14 protein-coding genes are annotated in these 14,089 nt (G+C 63.8%); 5 read left to right on the top strand and 9 right to left on the bottom strand.

The genetic code is table 11. From position 1 onward, the window contains the following. Positions 1 to 337 precede the first annotated feature (337 nt). A complete protein-coding gene (locus ASD37_RS02055; protein ID WP_082569900.1) occupies positions 338 to 967 on the bottom strand; it encodes a TetR/AcrR family transcriptional regulator in 630 nt (209 codons plus the stop codon). Between the two features lie 105 nt (positions 968 to 1,072). Here ASD37_RS02055 and ASD37_RS02050 point away from each other — a divergent pair, with 105 nt between their 5' ends. Both ASD37_RS02050 and ASD37_RS02045 read left to right on the top strand, forming a co-directional pair. Continuing rightward, positions 1,073 to 1,462: a hypothetical protein gene (locus ASD37_RS02050; RefSeq protein WP_056547304.1), complete on the top strand. Its 390-nt coding sequence runs from the start codon at positions 1,073 to 1,075 to the stop codon at positions 1,460 to 1,462. A gap of 173 nt (positions 1,463 to 1,635) precedes the next feature. After that, positions 1,636 to 2,748: a YdcF family protein gene (locus tag ASD37_RS02045; RefSeq protein WP_056547301.1), complete on the top strand. Its 1,113-nt coding sequence runs from the start codon at positions 1,636 to 1,638 to the stop codon at positions 2,746 to 2,748. 84 nt (positions 2,749 to 2,832) lie between these two features. On the opposite strand, the gene ASD37_RS02040 is transcribed toward ASD37_RS02045, so the two are convergent. The 4 genes from ASD37_RS02040 to ASD37_RS02025 form a co-directional block, all read right to left on the bottom strand. Beyond that, complete coding sequence (locus ASD37_RS02040) at positions 2,833 to 3,780, bottom strand: glycerophosphodiester phosphodiesterase family protein (RefSeq protein WP_082569982.1); 948 nt, start codon at positions 3,778 to 3,780, stop codon at positions 2,833 to 2,835. Positions 3,781 to 4,287: 507 nt separating this feature from the next. Further along, positions 4,288 to 4,491: a DUF2510 domain-containing protein gene (locus ASD37_RS02035; RefSeq protein WP_156720690.1), complete on the bottom strand. Its 204-nt coding sequence runs from the start codon at positions 4,489 to 4,491 to the stop codon at positions 4,288 to 4,290. Positions 4,492 to 4,855: 364 nt separating this feature from the next. Continuing rightward, positions 4,856 to 5,176 (bottom strand): hypothetical protein, encoded by a 321-nt coding sequence (locus tag ASD37_RS02030; RefSeq protein ID WP_056547296.1) that lies wholly within the window; start codon positions 5,174 to 5,176, stop codon positions 4,856 to 4,858. A 698-nt stretch (positions 5,177 to 5,874) separates the two neighbouring features. Next, positions 5,875 to 6,285, bottom strand: coding sequence for a hypothetical protein (locus ASD37_RS02025; RefSeq protein ID WP_156720689.1), 411 nt, complete (start codon positions 6,283 to 6,285; stop codon positions 5,875 to 5,877). A 339-nt stretch (positions 6,286 to 6,624) separates the two neighbouring features. Here ASD37_RS02025 and ASD37_RS02020 point away from each other — a divergent pair, with 339 nt between their 5' ends. Continuing rightward, entirely contained in the window at positions 6,625 to 7,416 is a 792-nt protein-coding gene (locus ASD37_RS02020) for a hypothetical protein (RefSeq protein ID WP_056547289.1), read from the top strand. Between the two features lie 72 nt (positions 7,417 to 7,488). Here ASD37_RS02020 and ASD37_RS02015 read toward each other — a convergent pair whose 3' ends face one another. The 3 genes from ASD37_RS02015 to ASD37_RS02005 all read right to left on the bottom strand — a co-directional run bounded on the left by ASD37_RS02015 (position 7,489) and on the right by ASD37_RS02005 (position 9,362). Continuing rightward, positions 7,489 to 8,091, bottom strand: a complete 603-nt coding sequence (locus ASD37_RS02015) for an LGFP repeat-containing protein (RefSeq protein ID WP_056547286.1) — start codon at positions 8,089 to 8,091, stop codon at positions 7,489 to 7,491. A 149-nt stretch (positions 8,092 to 8,240) separates the two neighbouring features. Further along, entirely contained in the window at positions 8,241 to 8,675 is a 435-nt protein-coding gene (locus ASD37_RS02010; protein WP_200959738.1) for a pyridoxamine 5'-phosphate oxidase family protein, read from the bottom strand. Positions 8,676 to 9,152: 477 nt separating this feature from the next. Then, complete coding sequence (locus ASD37_RS02005) at positions 9,153 to 9,362, bottom strand: hypothetical protein (RefSeq protein ID WP_056547278.1); 210 nt, start codon at positions 9,360 to 9,362, stop codon at positions 9,153 to 9,155. Between the two features lie 477 nt (positions 9,363 to 9,839). Here ASD37_RS02005 and ASD37_RS02000 point away from each other — a divergent pair, with 477 nt between their 5' ends. Beyond that, the gene (locus ASD37_RS02000; RefSeq protein ID WP_370072120.1) at positions 9,840 to 10,256 is read left to right on the top strand and encodes a carboxymuconolactone decarboxylase family protein; all 417 of its coding nucleotides are present in this window, start codon (positions 9,840 to 9,842) and stop codon (positions 10,254 to 10,256) included. 52 nt (positions 10,257 to 10,308) lie between these two features. Next, positions 10,309 to 11,607, top strand: coding sequence for an MFS transporter (locus tag ASD37_RS01995; RefSeq protein ID WP_056547276.1), 1,299 nt, complete (start codon positions 10,309 to 10,311; stop codon positions 11,605 to 11,607). A 32-nt stretch (positions 11,608 to 11,639) separates the two neighbouring features. Here the strand turns inward: ASD37_RS01995 and ASD37_RS01990 are convergent, their stop codons facing one another. After that, complete coding sequence (locus ASD37_RS01990) at positions 11,640 to 14,018, bottom strand: FdhF/YdeP family oxidoreductase (protein ID WP_082569981.1); 2,379 nt, start codon at positions 14,016 to 14,018, stop codon at positions 11,640 to 11,642. Positions 14,019 to 14,089 lie beyond the last annotated feature (71 nt).

Below are 14,089 nucleotides of genomic sequence, written 5' to 3'. Positions count from 1 at the left end.
CTATATCCACGAAGTACCCTGACTATCAACATGATTCATATCGGGTCTCATGCGTCTGGCGGCTTTCGCAATCAAACTGACGGTCGGCGATCTGCGGTCATTTTCGACGGTCGTGAAGCTAGTATGCGTCGCGTCGGCGATGTCTTGGTCGCCCAGTCCGTGGGCGGCCAGGTTCGCCAGCCGTCGTTCAGTCGGCATCAGGTCGACCTTCGGTCCCCTGCCGACGTTGGTCCGCGCGAGTTCGGCGCGCACGCCCCCGTCCGCTGCCGGCGATCCGAAGTCACGCCGTCTCGTATCTCATCTCGCACTGCCTGGCCCGGTGGGCGCTGATGGCGATTCAGACGCCGCGCGTCGCGTCTGGCGTCGCCGATGCGCGGACCGTGGCCACCGCGGCGTTCAGCGACGCCTGCAGGGGTTGCGGATCCTGCGTCACCTGGGTCAACAGCAGCCCGCCTTGGAGGGCGGCCAGCAAGACGAAGCTCAACTCGCGAGTCTTTGCGTCGGCCCTCAGCACCCCGTCGGCGCGCATGGTGAGCAGGCCCTGCTCCAACGATGAGCGCCACAATTCGAAGGCCGCAGCGACATCTTCGTCCAGAGCGAGGCCGCCCTTGAGCGTTTCCGCGGCGATGGCGCCAACTTTGCAACCCCCGAGGCGGTCAACCCACTCGCGGACATAGTCGTCCGCCCACTCCTGCAACGCCGACAACGTGGCAGGTCGACCGAGCCCAGGCACGCGCTGTGGGTCTGCGGCGGCCATGGCTCGCCGCGACAGGACCGCCCTGACGAGTTCCTCGCGATTGGCGAAGTAATGGTTGAGTTGCGAGCCGCTGACCTGGGCTCGTTGCCGAATGTCCTCGTTTCCGGTCTCGGCTACCCCGCGCGCGTAGAACAGTTCTGCGGCCGCGTCGACGATGCGCTCGCGAGTCGCCGCACCCTTGGCGGTGAGGGTTCCAGTTCTCATGGGCATGCGACCCACGTTACCAACATTGGTCTTGACAGACCAGTAATCATGGTGCTCGACTGGTCTAGTTAGACCAGTTATCCCGACTGGTCCTCACCCTCAGGAGACGACATGCCCTACGTGCACCTCACCCTCAACAAGCCCGACCTGCCCCAGGAGACCGTCAACCGGCTGGCGACCTCCATCACCGACCTGCTGGCGCAGGACATGCGCAAGATCGCACGGATCACGGTGATGAACGTCGACTTGCAGCCCGAACGGTTCTGGTACGTCGGTGCCACAGCGGTTTCGGGAGTGGGTGGTCACCTCGAGGTGTTGCTCTCGGCCGAGATCAACACCGACGAGGAGAAGGCGACGTTCATCGCCCATGCCTACGACGCGTTGCAAGACATCCTTGGCGACCTCGCGTCGATCTTCTACATCGCGGTGCGCGAGATCCCTGCCCTGGATTGGGGATACAACGGCATCCCCCAGGGCGCTCGCACCGTTGACACCGATTAACGGCGGTAAAGAGACGAGGGGAAGGCTGGCCGGGGTGATTCGCCGACATGGTTCGCGCCGTCCTACGCCGAACTAGGTACCACCCGACTCGCGGACTGGTAGGCGCGCCGCTGACCGCGGCTGCCGCCGTTCAGTACCGTGGTCGTCACAGCCAATCCGGGGGAGTTCGTCCGATGAACCATCCAGTGGCGCGCCGAGCGCTAAGCATTTCCGTCGCCGCCGCCCTCGCTCTCGGCGGCGCAGCCTGCGCCGAAGACCGTTCCGAACAGCCAGCAGCCTCGACGCCGCCGACGATCTCGGCCGGGGAAGGAAGTATCCACGATCGCGTCGAGAAGCTCCTCGACGAGGCTGAGGATGCCTTCGACTCGCCGGCGCGCACGTCGTCGGCTGGCAACACCGACAAGACCGTCGACGACATGCAGATCGTCGCCGATCGCTTGATGCAGGCACACGAACTCGCCCCCTACCGAAACGACCTCCTGTACAGCGCGGCCTCAGCGCAGATTGCCCGCAAAGACGTCGATGCTGCGATTGCGCTGTACAGGACAGCGCTCGACACCGCACCCAATGACGTTGACGCACAGTCATATCTAGCGGGCTGGTCGCGCTACTTGGGCCGCCAGGCCGATGCCAACGACTACGTGAACAAGGTGCGCGCGCTGGATCCCGCGCGCGCCGACCGACTCGAGACGATGTTCGCCACGATCGATCAGAAGGTCTCGACCCCGCTCACGGATGCCCTACCCGGGCTTCCGGAGCCGGGCCTCGGCATCGTCACGCTCGGCTACGCGCTGCACGGGGACGGGTCGATGGACGACATCTTGATCGACCGCCTCCAGCAGACGAAGGCTGCCGCACAGCGCTGGCCGACCGCGCCCGTCGTCGTCACCGGTGGCGTCGAGCAATCCGGGCGCACCGAAGGCGAGTCGATGAAGGAATGGCTGGTGGACAACGGCGTTGCGGCCGATCGCATCCATGACGAGAACTTCGCGCGCTCCACGGTCGAGAACGCGTCCTACGGCGTGGAGGTGCTGGCGACCCTGCGCGCAACACACGCACTAATCATCAGTTCGGCCAGTCACATTCGCCGCGCCTTGACGGTATTCCAACTAGCCGCCGCAGACACGCTGGGAAAGGACTTCGCCTTCGCAGGAAGTGGAAGTGCCGACAAGCCCCTCGCCGAGCTCGCCACCGCGACTCCGGATGAGCTTCTCTCCATATATCGCGACGCCTTCAGCTCGATCGGAATGTGGAGCTACCGCAGCGCACCACTGCTGCGGCAGTAGCGGGGCACCTGTCCTCAGGACACCCGCCGACCGGCGGATCGACGGACGAGTGACCTGCTGCCTTTTCGAGAGCTACGGCAGGATTCAGCGGCGGTAGGACGGCGGCAGGGGCAGGCCCTGGGCGGCCATCACCTGCCGCAGTCGGCTCGGGTAATCCGTGATGATGCCGTCGGCGCCGGCCTCGATCTGGGCCCGCATGGCACCGGGGTCGTCAATGGTCCACGGGACGACCCGCATGCCGCGGGCATGCGCGCGCATGACGAAGTCGCTGTCGGCCACCAGGCGGAACCCGAGATCGGACGCTTTTTGCCCCGGCGGCACCGAATACCCGGGCGACACGATCGTCGCGCCGACCATCGCGGCGGCCGCGATCGGGTCGGGCACGGTCGCAGGATCTATTCCGTTCAACCACGGCGACCCGGGAACGAAGGTGGTGTCGTCCCAAAGCGCGACCAGCGGGATGGACGGCTCGGCCGCCCGCACCATCGGTAGCGTGCGCCAGTCGAAGCTTTGGATCTCCACCTTGTCGGTCTTGCCTGCCGACCGCACCGCCGCCAAGATCACCTCGACGAATTGCGCTGGGGCCGCAGACTTCTCCGGTTCGGCCGCCTCCACCTTGGTCTCGATGTTGTAGCGCACCGGCGCGCGATAGGAGTCCGCGAGGGCGAAGACCTGAGGCAGCGTGGCGATCTTGTTGCCGGCCACCGCCTCTGCGTCGGGAAACCCGGGGAGCAACTTGCCGCAGTCCAGGGTGGCCAACTGCGCGGCGGTCAGATCCTTGACCAACTTCCCCACGTAGGGGAACTGCGGGTCCCCCGGAAACACCGAAGCGGTGTCCGCACACTTGTCGGCCTGGATGACCGGGTCGTGCCACACCATCGGCTGGCCGTCGCGGGACAGCACGATGTCCATCTCGAGAGTGTCGACACCAAGCTCGAGGGCCTTACTGAATGCGCGCAGTGACTCTTCGGTGGTCTCGCCGCGGCCACCCCGATGCGCCTGCAGGTCGAATGACGAGTTGGGGTCGGCCATGGCTGGAGAACCGGGGACACAGGCGATCAGAGCGATGGCGACGATCAGAGCGGACAGGTGACGACGCGGGCGCGATCGGTTGATAAACACGCGTCCAGACTTAGCATCAGCAGTCGACGCGGCGGTGTCGATTCCGTGAACTTGGTAGGTGTTGCGCTTCGTGGGCGTGTGCGCGCCATGGTGGCCGGGTGACGGGCGGGTGCGCTCGCCGACGCACGACTTCAAGGCGGACCAATGGCGTCGCCGCGGCTAAGGTGTGCGATCGCTTGGGGTAAGCCTGTCGGTCGATTCGCGCCACGTGGTCAGCCTAAGAACCGAGTCCCGAACTGGATCAAGACCGGCACGCATGTCGTGATGGCATGCAGAGTAAGGCGACGATATGCACGCGAACTCACCTCCGGAACCGGGCACGAACGCTTTGACTTCGCCCTTGGCTTGCTCATCGACAACCTTGTCGAGTTACCACCAAAGGTCGCCGTGTTCATCAAATGAATCACGACTCGAAGCTCATTGCGCCCCTTGGGAGTGCGAGGTGAACGAAGTCCACGACTGGCCGTCGAAGTAGCGCACCACGCCCGGTGACACCGGGTCGGGATACCAGCCGGGGTGCGCGACTGCGCCGGAGGAATGCAGCACAGCCACCGGCAGTCTGGGTCTCAGACAGACCACCAGTATCGCCACACCGCCAAGCACGGCAGGGACGACGAACATGAAGACTACGAAAGCGATGCACAAGCTCACGAACAAGCCGACAATCAAGCCTCGACCCCTCTCCCTAAGCTCGAATTCATCCGGCTCAAGTTCTCCGCCCCTGCGCGCTACTCCTCAGCCCTCATGCCGAACTCTGAGCTTGCCTAGCCTCTCAACTCGCCGCGCCTCCGGCCAGCCTTAGCCCTTCCAAGCAACTGGACTAGAGCCGCACGACCTGCGCAAATCCGTGGACCTTTGGCGAGGTGACGACGTCATCCCTTGAGGGCACTGGGCAACTGTCACAACGACTTCGGTCATATTCGCCTGACGATGAGAATGGATGGGCAGGGCTTTGAAAAACTGCTCGTTCGCGAACAGGGACCATTCAATCGTTCCGTAGGCCGAACTTTTGGTTCAGATCGAGCACGTGGTGACCCCTCACGACACTTTGAATTCGATCTACCACGACGACGAAGACCGTGTTGAAGTGCCCGGTGCCGATAAGCACTTGATCGAAGCGATCGGAAGCGTCCCGATAGACGTAGTGCACGTCGGTGAGGTTCGTAATACCGAGACCGCCAAGGTCGACGGCGTCGACGTAGGGCCAGATGTCGAGGACGGGCTCAGAATTGTCGGTCACATTGCGCATTGGCGAAGCGAAGCAAGCCTCGAACTCTTCGGCGGACAAGAGGCGACTGACGTGCATGGATGAAGCCTATTTGACGACGTGTTCACACCAGCCGCCCGCGTCGAAGCCCGTCCACCCGCGATCGGTGTCGCTGCAGCGCGCGGGCAACCATGCTTGCCGGCTGACAACCGCGGAATGCTCTGCGGCTCTGGCAAATCCGAGGCGGGTCGTCGGGCAAAACAGCCAGATATACCGATTCGATTGTCGCGTCCGAGGTTCATGACTCTGCGGAACAGCGCGGCGGTGAGCCGGTCGGTGTTGTGGGCGGCCTTGAGTCGAGCAGCCGACAGGTCGACCTTCGGCCAGAGCTGTGAACCTGGCGCGTTCCGAGGAGCAGACAACTGGCCGACGCTCTTCGCCCGCTGACAGCACGTAACTCCGCCCCGGAACAACAGTTTCCGCCATAGGTGGCACGAATGTCGTCCACGAGACCGGACAGCTTCTCACCTGCCGCGACATATCAACCTTGGCCAAAGCGCCTCGACGTCAACCTTTTTGGCAGATTTCGCCAGATCCGCACTGACTTCTCCCCCGACAAGAGCGGTGCGTGTTCCTGGTTTGCTCGGTCCCACTGCTACTTCCCGAGGTCCAGACCGTCGCGGAAGTGCGGGGGCTGCTGTTTGTCGGGGGAAGACATATGGCGGTTTACCAGTGGCAAGTTGGTCATTCGCGCGCAATTCGAGTGACGAGTCCTGGTATGTCGAGTTCCTAGTCGCTCACGCGGGAGTGAACGTGAACCGCGTCTCGCCCACCGGGCCGCCGGTACCGCAGGGATTGGCGCCGTTGATCGTGAACAGCCCGTTCGTACCGTCGAGGTCCCAGGTGGAGCGCGTGATCACGTCGACCGGACGCCCGTCGGGGCAGAACGCGCCACCGGCATTGAACTGATCGAGCACGTACTGGTTGCCCTGGATGTGCGCCTGACCCTGGTCGGTGTTCAACGTGAGGTTGAAGAGCGAAATGCAGCCGGGGCCGCAGCTCGTCACCCTTATCAGGTTGTCGGTGACGATCCCGTTGGCCATGATGCTGCGGTAGTGGTAGTCGGCAGGAGCGAGATCCGCGTTGGCGGGCGCCGCGAGGCCGAGGCTGACAGCGGCGCAGCCCGTCGCGATCGCGCCGACGATCATGTTCTTCATGTAGTCGAGTGAATACCGTCGGACCGCCTACCGATCCCAACTTCGCAGATCCGACCCGCAATTTCACCAGCGCGCACGCTGACAGCTGGGACCTACCCTTGTCGGCGTGAGGATCCCCTCGGCGCAGCGACCGGCAAGATCTTTCGCGCCAACCTTGAGATCTATGCAGAAATTGAATGCGCAGGGTTGCCAGTCAAGTACGCGATGTTCATCTGGCAAACGTGTGGGCCCACTTCCCCGAGCTACGATCGAAGTCGGTCCGTCAAGGGTGCGCCACGCTAGTCTGGGCTGTTCGTTTGTTGGGGTGCAAATGTCGAACGGGGGTTCGTCATGAAACTCGTGGTCAGGCTGCTGGCGTGGGTGGCAATGGTGAATCTGCTTGCTGGACTGGCTTTCACATCAGCTGCGCAGGCAGATCCCAGTTCGCCCGACCCTGTCAGCAAGCAGTTCGTCACGACCGAGTCGCGTGCTGTCGCGTGCGTCATCACCACCGGCTCGGTGCTATGCACAGGCAACTTCGCGAAGCAGCCAATCGGCTGCGGCGACACCCAGTTCTGCCATTCAGACGAGTCCGAGCATCCCCACCACACGGTATGGGTCGAGGCCGAGGCAGAAGGGTTGCAGTGGAACGACTCAAACCTTCAAGCCAACGGCTACACCGAACTGGTACTCACCTACGGTCAGGTGTTCCACCTCGAGGGATGGACCGTGGAACCTTCCTCGATTGGAACGCGTTTCACCAACGACAAAACCGGGCGCGGCATGTTCGTCAGCCGCCAGGGCGTGGACTACCTCCCAGCCAACCCCATCGGCCATTCCGCAGCCCCGAATTCCTCGAGCCAACCCGCATCCCCGTGTTCGTCGGCGACGGCCGAGACCTTGAAGTCGGCCACGCTCACCCTGTGGGGCTACTCTTCCGAGCCGTTCACCGTCACCAAAGTGCTGTGCTCCGGCGACTGGGCGAAGGCCCTGCTTCACTGGAGACCCATGAATGCGAACCCCCCCGGCATAGTGCTCTTCCACCACGAGGGCTTTACCTGGCGCGCAGTGCAGTACGGCAGCGGGTTCTCCTGCGCTGGCGAGGGTGTACCTACACCGATCGCCGCCGACCTCGAATGCTAGCCCGGGTTACCACTAACCTAGGGCGTGCTCGTCCCGGCTCCGACCGACTGTCCCCCGGTGCGCCGTCGTTCCTTACAGCCCGGGTGGCACGACCTTGCCGTTGACCGTCACCTCGACCTGGTCCGTCTTGGCGTCGTACGTGATCTTGCCGTGTTCGAACGTGGTCTCGAGCAGATCGCCCACGGCGTTTTCGTCACTGGTTGGCGCGCCAAGCGGGCCCACTGAGCCGTTCTCGCCGGTGACCTCGGGCACGCCCTCCGGGTCGCGCTGGACATTCCAGGCCTCCCGGATCTTGCCCCAGGTGATGTATCCAGGCGTGCCCGTTTGGTCGTTCTTGGCAGTGATCACGCCGCCCTGGAACTGCTGGAACACCAGACCGCTATCCCGTGCTCCCGCATTGCGGTCACCCGTCAGCGGCTTGCCGAGAGCCTGCCGCTGATACTCGGTTGCCGATGCGTACTTGGCCGCAATCGGACCGGTCAGCGTCACCTCGACGTCTCTCTCCCCCGTGAGTTTCACTTCGGCGGGAGGGGCTGCAGTCTCGGAGGTGACGATCAACTCGACCTGTGGCGGCGCCGACGCGTCGACGCTCCTATCATTGCTACAGCCCACGGTGATCAACGCAGCGACGGCCAGACCGACGACCGCTGTACGGCGGTATGTGATCGTCCTCATGGGCCCACTCTTGCGTCTTCCTTCTGTGTGGGTCAAATTCGGTTGAAGCGCCGCCCTATCCGTCGACGTTGATTCGGTGCTCCTGCAAAGTGTCGAATCTCTGCCCACAAAGACCTTTGGGCACAGGGGGTTTGCCCTGGCGCCCGAAATCAGGACTGTTTCGAGTAGTCGACGCTGAGCCAGTGCTCGAGTCGCATCCGGAACAAGAGCGAGTCAGCGTCAGGATGGTCCCTGGCGAACGACTCCGTGAACGCCTTGCCCCCCTCCTCGCCGAGATAACGAACGGCGATCGCGATCATGGTGGCGTCGTCGGCTGTCTCTATCGAGGTCAACGCCCCCTCGGCAGTGACGTAGCGGTACGGAAAGGTCTCATCCTGAGCAGTGATGGAGAAGCGGCCGGCAGCGGTGATGAGGCGAGCTTTGAGCGAGCCCGCCAGGCTGGAGACGAGAACCTCACCGCCGGGCTCGTAGGCGTACCAGACCGGTACGGACAGCGGTGCGCGATCAGGGCGTTCGACGGCAATGACACCAACGTGCAGATCGGCCAGGTAGGTCTCGCGTTCCGTGCTGGTCATTTTTGACATAGTCCGACCAACCCCGTGTCCCCCGCCGCGATTCCCAACCTTATGCGCAGAATCGAGACACACGTTGGCCCACCTGGCGCGTTCCGAGGAGCAGACAACTGGCCGACGATCTTCGTCCGCTGACAGGAACTTGGCCAAAGCGCTTCCACGTCAACCGGTTTAGCGGATTTCATCAGATCCGCATTGACCTCTCCCCCGACGAGAGCGGTGCGTGTTCCTGGTGCGCTAGGCGCTGCTACTTCCCGAGATCCAGACCGTCGCGGAAGTGCGGGGCCGCTGTGTGCACTCTGACGGCTTCGACCTGCCCTCGTCGGCGTAAGGATCCCCTCGGCGCAGCGACCGGCATGATCCTTCGCGCCAACATCGAGGAATACGGCGCAATCCGCAAGTGCGCTTCCGCGCGGCTCAGCGCACCCCTGCCCGCCCGATCGAGGGCGGCGCAGGGACTGCGCTTGCCCACAGAACTCATGATGGATGTCAGTGGTTGTGGAACAGCAACGCGACCGAGTCACCGCCGAACGGCTGCTGCAGATTGGCGGCGTTCGTCGCGGACGGCCCAGGGCTGACGACGATTTGGGTATTGCCCGGGCTCTGCACGGTGCTGTCGGCCAAGGCGATCGGCGCGAAACCGATTGCCGCCGCTGCCGAGCCGGCCAATACTGCTGATACGACATATCCAAGCTTCATGATCTTCTCCTGTGTGAGGCCGAAACGTCTGTAAGTGGTTCCGACGGGATGTCTTACGTTTTCTAGATTGCTCGCTTCGGCGGGCGTTGTCGTCGCCGCTAGCCACCACTGTGAGTGGATGTCCACTGCAAGGTCCACGTACCCGCTAGCCATAACGCTCTCTCTCGCCCTGCGTCGTTTCGATCCAGGGTGAAGGTGCCGCCAGCGGCTGTGGCGGGGTTGGCGCCACCGCTCCCGAATCGAGTCGTCGGGCCATCTGATGACGGCGGGCCCCGACGAGTGGGTGCGCGGCCGGGGCTGGTGACGGGTCGGAGCTCGAGCCGCGGGATTCCTGCACGCCCACCTCTCCGGCGAGGACGTCTCCGCACAGATCCACCACGCAGAGGGAAGCGGTTGACCGAAGCGGAGCCCCACGAGCACTGAGGCAGAAAACGACTGCAGCTACCGGTACCGCGCTGGTTCTGCTACCTGCCACACATGATTGCCGCCAGCGTTGCCGACAGGCGCGCGGCGGCCGACCAACATATGAGTCAGCGGTTGAGCACGCTCGGCCAACACCCAGGAGGCTTGATCATGACCACGTCCCACATCAACTCATCGCCGCGTGGCGCTGCTCGACGATTCACTCCAGAGCTTGCCGACCTCGTCGATTCGCCTTTGTACGATCGAGTTTGGTCCGACCAACGACTAAGCCCGAGAGACCGCAGTATCGCCACCTTGAGCGCACTGATCGCGCTCTACCGACCCGAGGAACTGCGGGCACACCTGCGGCGCGGGGTCGACAACGGACTCACCACAGACGAGATATCGGCTCTGATAACACATCTTGCCTTCTACGCAGGATTCCCCGCGGCGATCTCCGCATCGGTGATCGCCGCAGACACGTTGCTCTGATAGCCCAGGTGCATACCCGGTGGCAACGTCTCAACAACGCGGAGGTCGCACCATGTCGACGAACGGACTGCCGTGTTCACCGCGCGGTGAGCAGATCGCGGCGCCGTCGCCTGGGCCACAGTCGATCCGAAGCGCACTGGCTGTCTTCGCAGTACCCAACTATCGCCGGTTCGTCAGCGGGCAGTCGATCAGCCTCATCGGGTCGTGGGCCGAGACGGTCGCCTTGGCGTTGCTGGTACTCCAGCTAACCCATTCTGCGACTGTCCTAGGGCTGGTCATGGGAACCCGCTACCTGCCTGTGCTGCTCGGTACCGCGTACGCCGGTGTGATCGTGGACCGTCACGACAAGCGCCGCATGCTGATGTTGTCCTCCTCAGTGCTGGGGGTGACGTCGCTGGCCATCGGGGCATCGGTGCTCGCTCACACCGTCGCGCTTTGGCAGATCTTCGTCAGCGCAGCGATATTCGGCGCGACGACCTGCCTGGACAATCCAGCCCGGATGGCGCTGATCCCGGAATTGGTCGGCAGGGCGATGCTGCGTCAGGCCGTCACCACCAACAGCATCCTTGCCAACGTAGGCAGGGCAGTGGGCCCAGCGATAGCGGCAGCACTGATCCACACCTTCGGACTCGGCTGGTGTTTCGTGTTCAACGCGTTCAGCTTCGCCCTGGTCGTCGTCGCTCTGTTAGCTCTCAACACGGATGCTCTGCGACCTTCCGCTGCTGTGGCGCGAGCCGGACGGCAGCTGAGCGACGGATTGGCGGTGGCCCGCGGCAACCGCGAGATTCTCGGCCCGTTGGTGATGATGGTGTTCGTAGGCACTTTGACCTACGAATTCGAAACCAGCCTGCCGATTTTCGCCGAGCAGACCCTGCGCGGGGGGATCGACGCCTACAGCTGGCTCACCACCAGTTTCGGTGTCGGATCCATCGCGGCGGGACTGGTGCTGATTCGCTGGCCGCAGACCGGACTGGCTCAAATGATCTACGCCGCTGGTGGGTTCGGCGTGGCCATGGCACTGCTGACTGCCAGCCCCACCCTTGCCGCGGCGATTGCCGCCGCTGGATTAGTCGGTGCAGCCAGCATCGGCTTTCTCACGACTGGCAACGCCACCATCCAACTGGCAGCTCCGCCGAACATGCGGGGACGCGTAACTGCCTTGTGGACAACGGCATTCGTCGGATCCACCCCGGTCGGCGCCGTCCTCATCGGTATGGTCGCCCACAGCTACGGGGGACGTGCGGCACTGGGCATCGGCATCGCCGGATGCTGCGCCGCCACCTGCGCTGGCCTGCTCATACATCGGACCTGGCCCGAATCGCCGCAGGGGCAGCCGGCATCTGGGGGTTGACGGCATAGTTCTGGTAGCCGCCACCAAGCTCGTCATGGCGCGCTCACCTCGGAATGGGTGGCGGCAGGGGCGCCGGCCGAAGCAGTGACCGCGACGATTTGGTGTTTCATCAACGGCTGATCGCTTTGGCTGCTGAAGTCGCCGATAGCGCACAGCACATTCAGTTCCGGCATGTACCCGCCGACGCTTCCGATGGGGATGTCGTAGGCGATCGCCCGATAGCCCCAGACGGTGCGGGTACTGCCGTCCCGGGCGAAGCTGGTGATATCGATGAGGTCGAACTCGTCGAGTCCCCGGTCCGCCATGTCCGCCTTGTTCATGAAGAGCAGCGTCCGCAGGTTCTTCACGCCGCGGTAGCGGTCATTGTCGGAGTAGATGGTGGTGTTCCACTGATCGTGGGAGCGCATGGTCGACAGCATCAGCCTCCCAGCCGGCGGCACCACATCCGGTAACGGGGACGGCCAAAACTCGGCGCGGCCGGTGTCGGTGAGAAAGACGCGTTCCCTTGCTGGTTGGCGGATCCGGAAGCCCAGGGGCATCCGGACTCGCCGGTTGAAGTCTTCGAAACCATCCAAGACGGCCGCCATCGTGTCGCGGATCCGGTCGTAGTCCTCGATGTAGGACTCCCAGGGGGTGATCGAGTTCGGCAATGTGGCGCGGGCCATGCCCGCGAGGATCGCGCACTCCGACATCAGATGCTCCGACGGTGGCTTGCGCATCCCCCAGGACAGATGCACCATGCTCATCGAGTCTTCGACGCTGACACCCTGCTCGCCGCCGCGCTGCACGTCTTTCTCCGTACGCCCCAGGCACGGCAGAATCAGTGCGGCGCGGCCGTGCACGAGATGGCTGCGATTGAGCTTCGTGCTGACCTGCACGGTGAGGTCGGCATTACGGAGCGCTTCAAAGGTGGCGGCCGTATCCGGTGCGGCCATGGCGAAGTTGCCGCCCATGCTGACGAACACCTTGACGTCGCCGGCACGCATCGCCTCGATCGTCGCGACGGTGTCCAAGCCGTCTTCGCGGGGCGAGGTGATACCGCAGACCTCGTCGAGGCGGTCCAAGAAGGCCGCCGGAGGATGATTGTCGATGCCGCAGGTGCGGTTGCCCTGCACGTTGCTGTGCCCCCGGATTGGGGACGGACCCGCACCCTCGCGGCCGATGTTGCCCCGCAGAAGAAGCAGATTGACGATCTCGCGGATGGTGTCGACGCCGTGCTCCTGCTGCGTGAGGCCGAGACACCAGCTGATCACCGTGCGGTCCGCGTTGAGGTACAGCTCGGCGAGTTCGCGAATGTCGTTCTCGAACACCGCGGATTGCTCGACCAGCTCATCCCATGGAGTGGCGTCGACGAGTTGCTTGTAGGCCTCGTAGTGCGCGGTGTGGTGCTTGACGAACTCCCGGTCGATGGCCTTGGGATCAGACTGTGCCCGTTCGAGCACTGCTTTGGCGACGCCGCGTAGGACCGCAAGGTCGCCGCCGATGCGGGGCTGGACGTTGCGCGTGCCCGTCTTGGTGGGGTGAAACGTTGCCATGGAGGCGATTTCATGGGGGACGATGGTCCGCCGTGAGGCAGCCTCGATCAGTGGATTGACGTGCACGATCTGCGCACCGCGGCGGTCGGCCTCGGCCAGTGCCGTCAACATTCGTGGTGCGTTGGACGCGGCGTTGACGGCCATCACGATCAGCAGATCGGCACGGTCCCAGTCGTCGATGTCGCACGTGCCCTTGCCGGTGCCGATCGCCGCCTGAAGGGCGCGACCGGACGCTTCGTGGCACATATTGGAGCAATCGGGCAAGTTGTTCGTGCCGTACTCGCGAACCCACAGTTGGTAGAGGAAGGTCGCCTCGTTGGACAGCCTTCCGGAGGTGTAGAACGAGGCCCGATGGGGGTTGTCCAGCCTCCGCAAGGTTGAGCCGACAAGCGCAAATGCGTCGTCCCACGTGATCGGAACGTAAGTGTCGCTTTCGGAGTCGTAGGTCATGGGTTCGGTCAGCCGGCCCTGGTCCTCCAGATCGAAGTCGCTCCAACCCGACAATTCGGTCACGGTGTGCGAAGCGAAGAAGTCTCGACCAACCTTCTTGCGGGTCATCTCCCAGGTGACGTGTTTGATGCCGTTTTCGCAGATGTCGAGGTGCAGGCCGTTCCTGGCGTCCGGCCACGCGCAGCCAGGACAGTCGAAGCCGCCATTCTCGTGGTTCATCTTCAGAACCGCGTGCGGTCCCTTGATCGGTGCCCTCGACTTGGCGACGACGCGGGCAACGCTGCGGGCTGCGCCCCAACCAGCCGAGGGCGCATGATCGTCCTTTTGCGAGATGGGCCCGCCACGGTTCGGACCCCGCCCCACGGCAGCAACCCCTGGTGCACCCCGCCCGAGGTCGTCGCCTGGCACAGCTTCTTGACCTGTCATGGGTGCGGCCACCTCCGACGCGGGACACAGTGTGCCCGCGGTCATCCCGGTAGATCGGATGCTCACAGGCT

The sequence above is a fragment of the Mycobacterium sp. Root135 genome (assembly GCF_001426545.1).
Lineage (GTDB): Bacteria > Actinomycetota > Actinomycetes > Mycobacteriales > Mycobacteriaceae > Mycobacterium.
This window is presented reverse-complemented; position numbering and strand designations above follow the sequence as displayed.

Coding starts and splice junctions, on each gene's coding strand:
- ASD37_RS02055 (WP_082569900.1), bottom strand. CDS start 967: ATGCCCATGAGAACTGGAACCCTCACCGCCAAGGGTGCGGCGACTCGC.
- ASD37_RS02050 (WP_056547304.1), top strand. CDS start 1,073: ATGCCCTACGTGCACCTCACCCTCAACAAGCCCGACCTGCCCCAGGAG.
- ASD37_RS02045 (WP_056547301.1), top strand. CDS start 1,636: ATGAACCATCCAGTGGCGCGCCGAGCGCTAAGCATTTCCGTCGCCGCC.
- ASD37_RS02040 (WP_082569982.1), bottom strand. CDS start 3,780: ATGGCCGACCCCAACTCGTCATTCGACCTGCAGGCGCATCGGGGTGGC.
- ASD37_RS02035 (WP_156720690.1), bottom strand. CDS start 4,491: ATGTTCGTCGTCCCTGCCGTGCTTGGCGGTGTGGCGATACTGGTGGTC.
- ASD37_RS02030 (WP_056547296.1), bottom strand. CDS start 5,176: ATGCACGTCAGTCGCCTCTTGTCCGCCGAAGAGTTCGAGGCTTGCTTC.
- ASD37_RS02025 (WP_156720689.1), bottom strand. CDS start 6,285: ATGATCGTCGGCGCGATCGCGACGGGCTGCGCCGCTGTCAGCCTCGGC.
- ASD37_RS02020 (WP_056547289.1), top strand. CDS start 6,625: ATGAAACTCGTGGTCAGGCTGCTGGCGTGGGTGGCAATGGTGAATCTG.
- ASD37_RS02015 (WP_056547286.1), bottom strand. CDS start 8,091: ATGAGGACGATCACATACCGCCGTACAGCGGTCGTCGGTCTGGCCGTC.
- ASD37_RS02010 (WP_200959738.1), bottom strand. CDS start 8,675: ATGTCAAAAATGACCAGCACGGAACGCGAGACCTACCTGGCCGATCTG.
- ASD37_RS02005 (WP_056547278.1), bottom strand. CDS start 9,362: ATGAAGCTTGGATATGTCGTATCAGCAGTATTGGCCGGCTCGGCAGCG.
- ASD37_RS02000 (WP_370072120.1), top strand. CDS start 9,840: ATGATTGCCGCCAGCGTTGCCGACAGGCGCGCGGCGGCCGACCAACAT.
- ASD37_RS01995 (WP_056547276.1), top strand. CDS start 10,309: ATGTCGACGAACGGACTGCCGTGTTCACCGCGCGGTGAGCAGATCGCG.
- ASD37_RS01990 (WP_082569981.1), bottom strand. CDS start 14,018: ATGACAGGTCAAGAAGCTGTGCCAGGCGACGACCTCGGGCGGGGTGCA.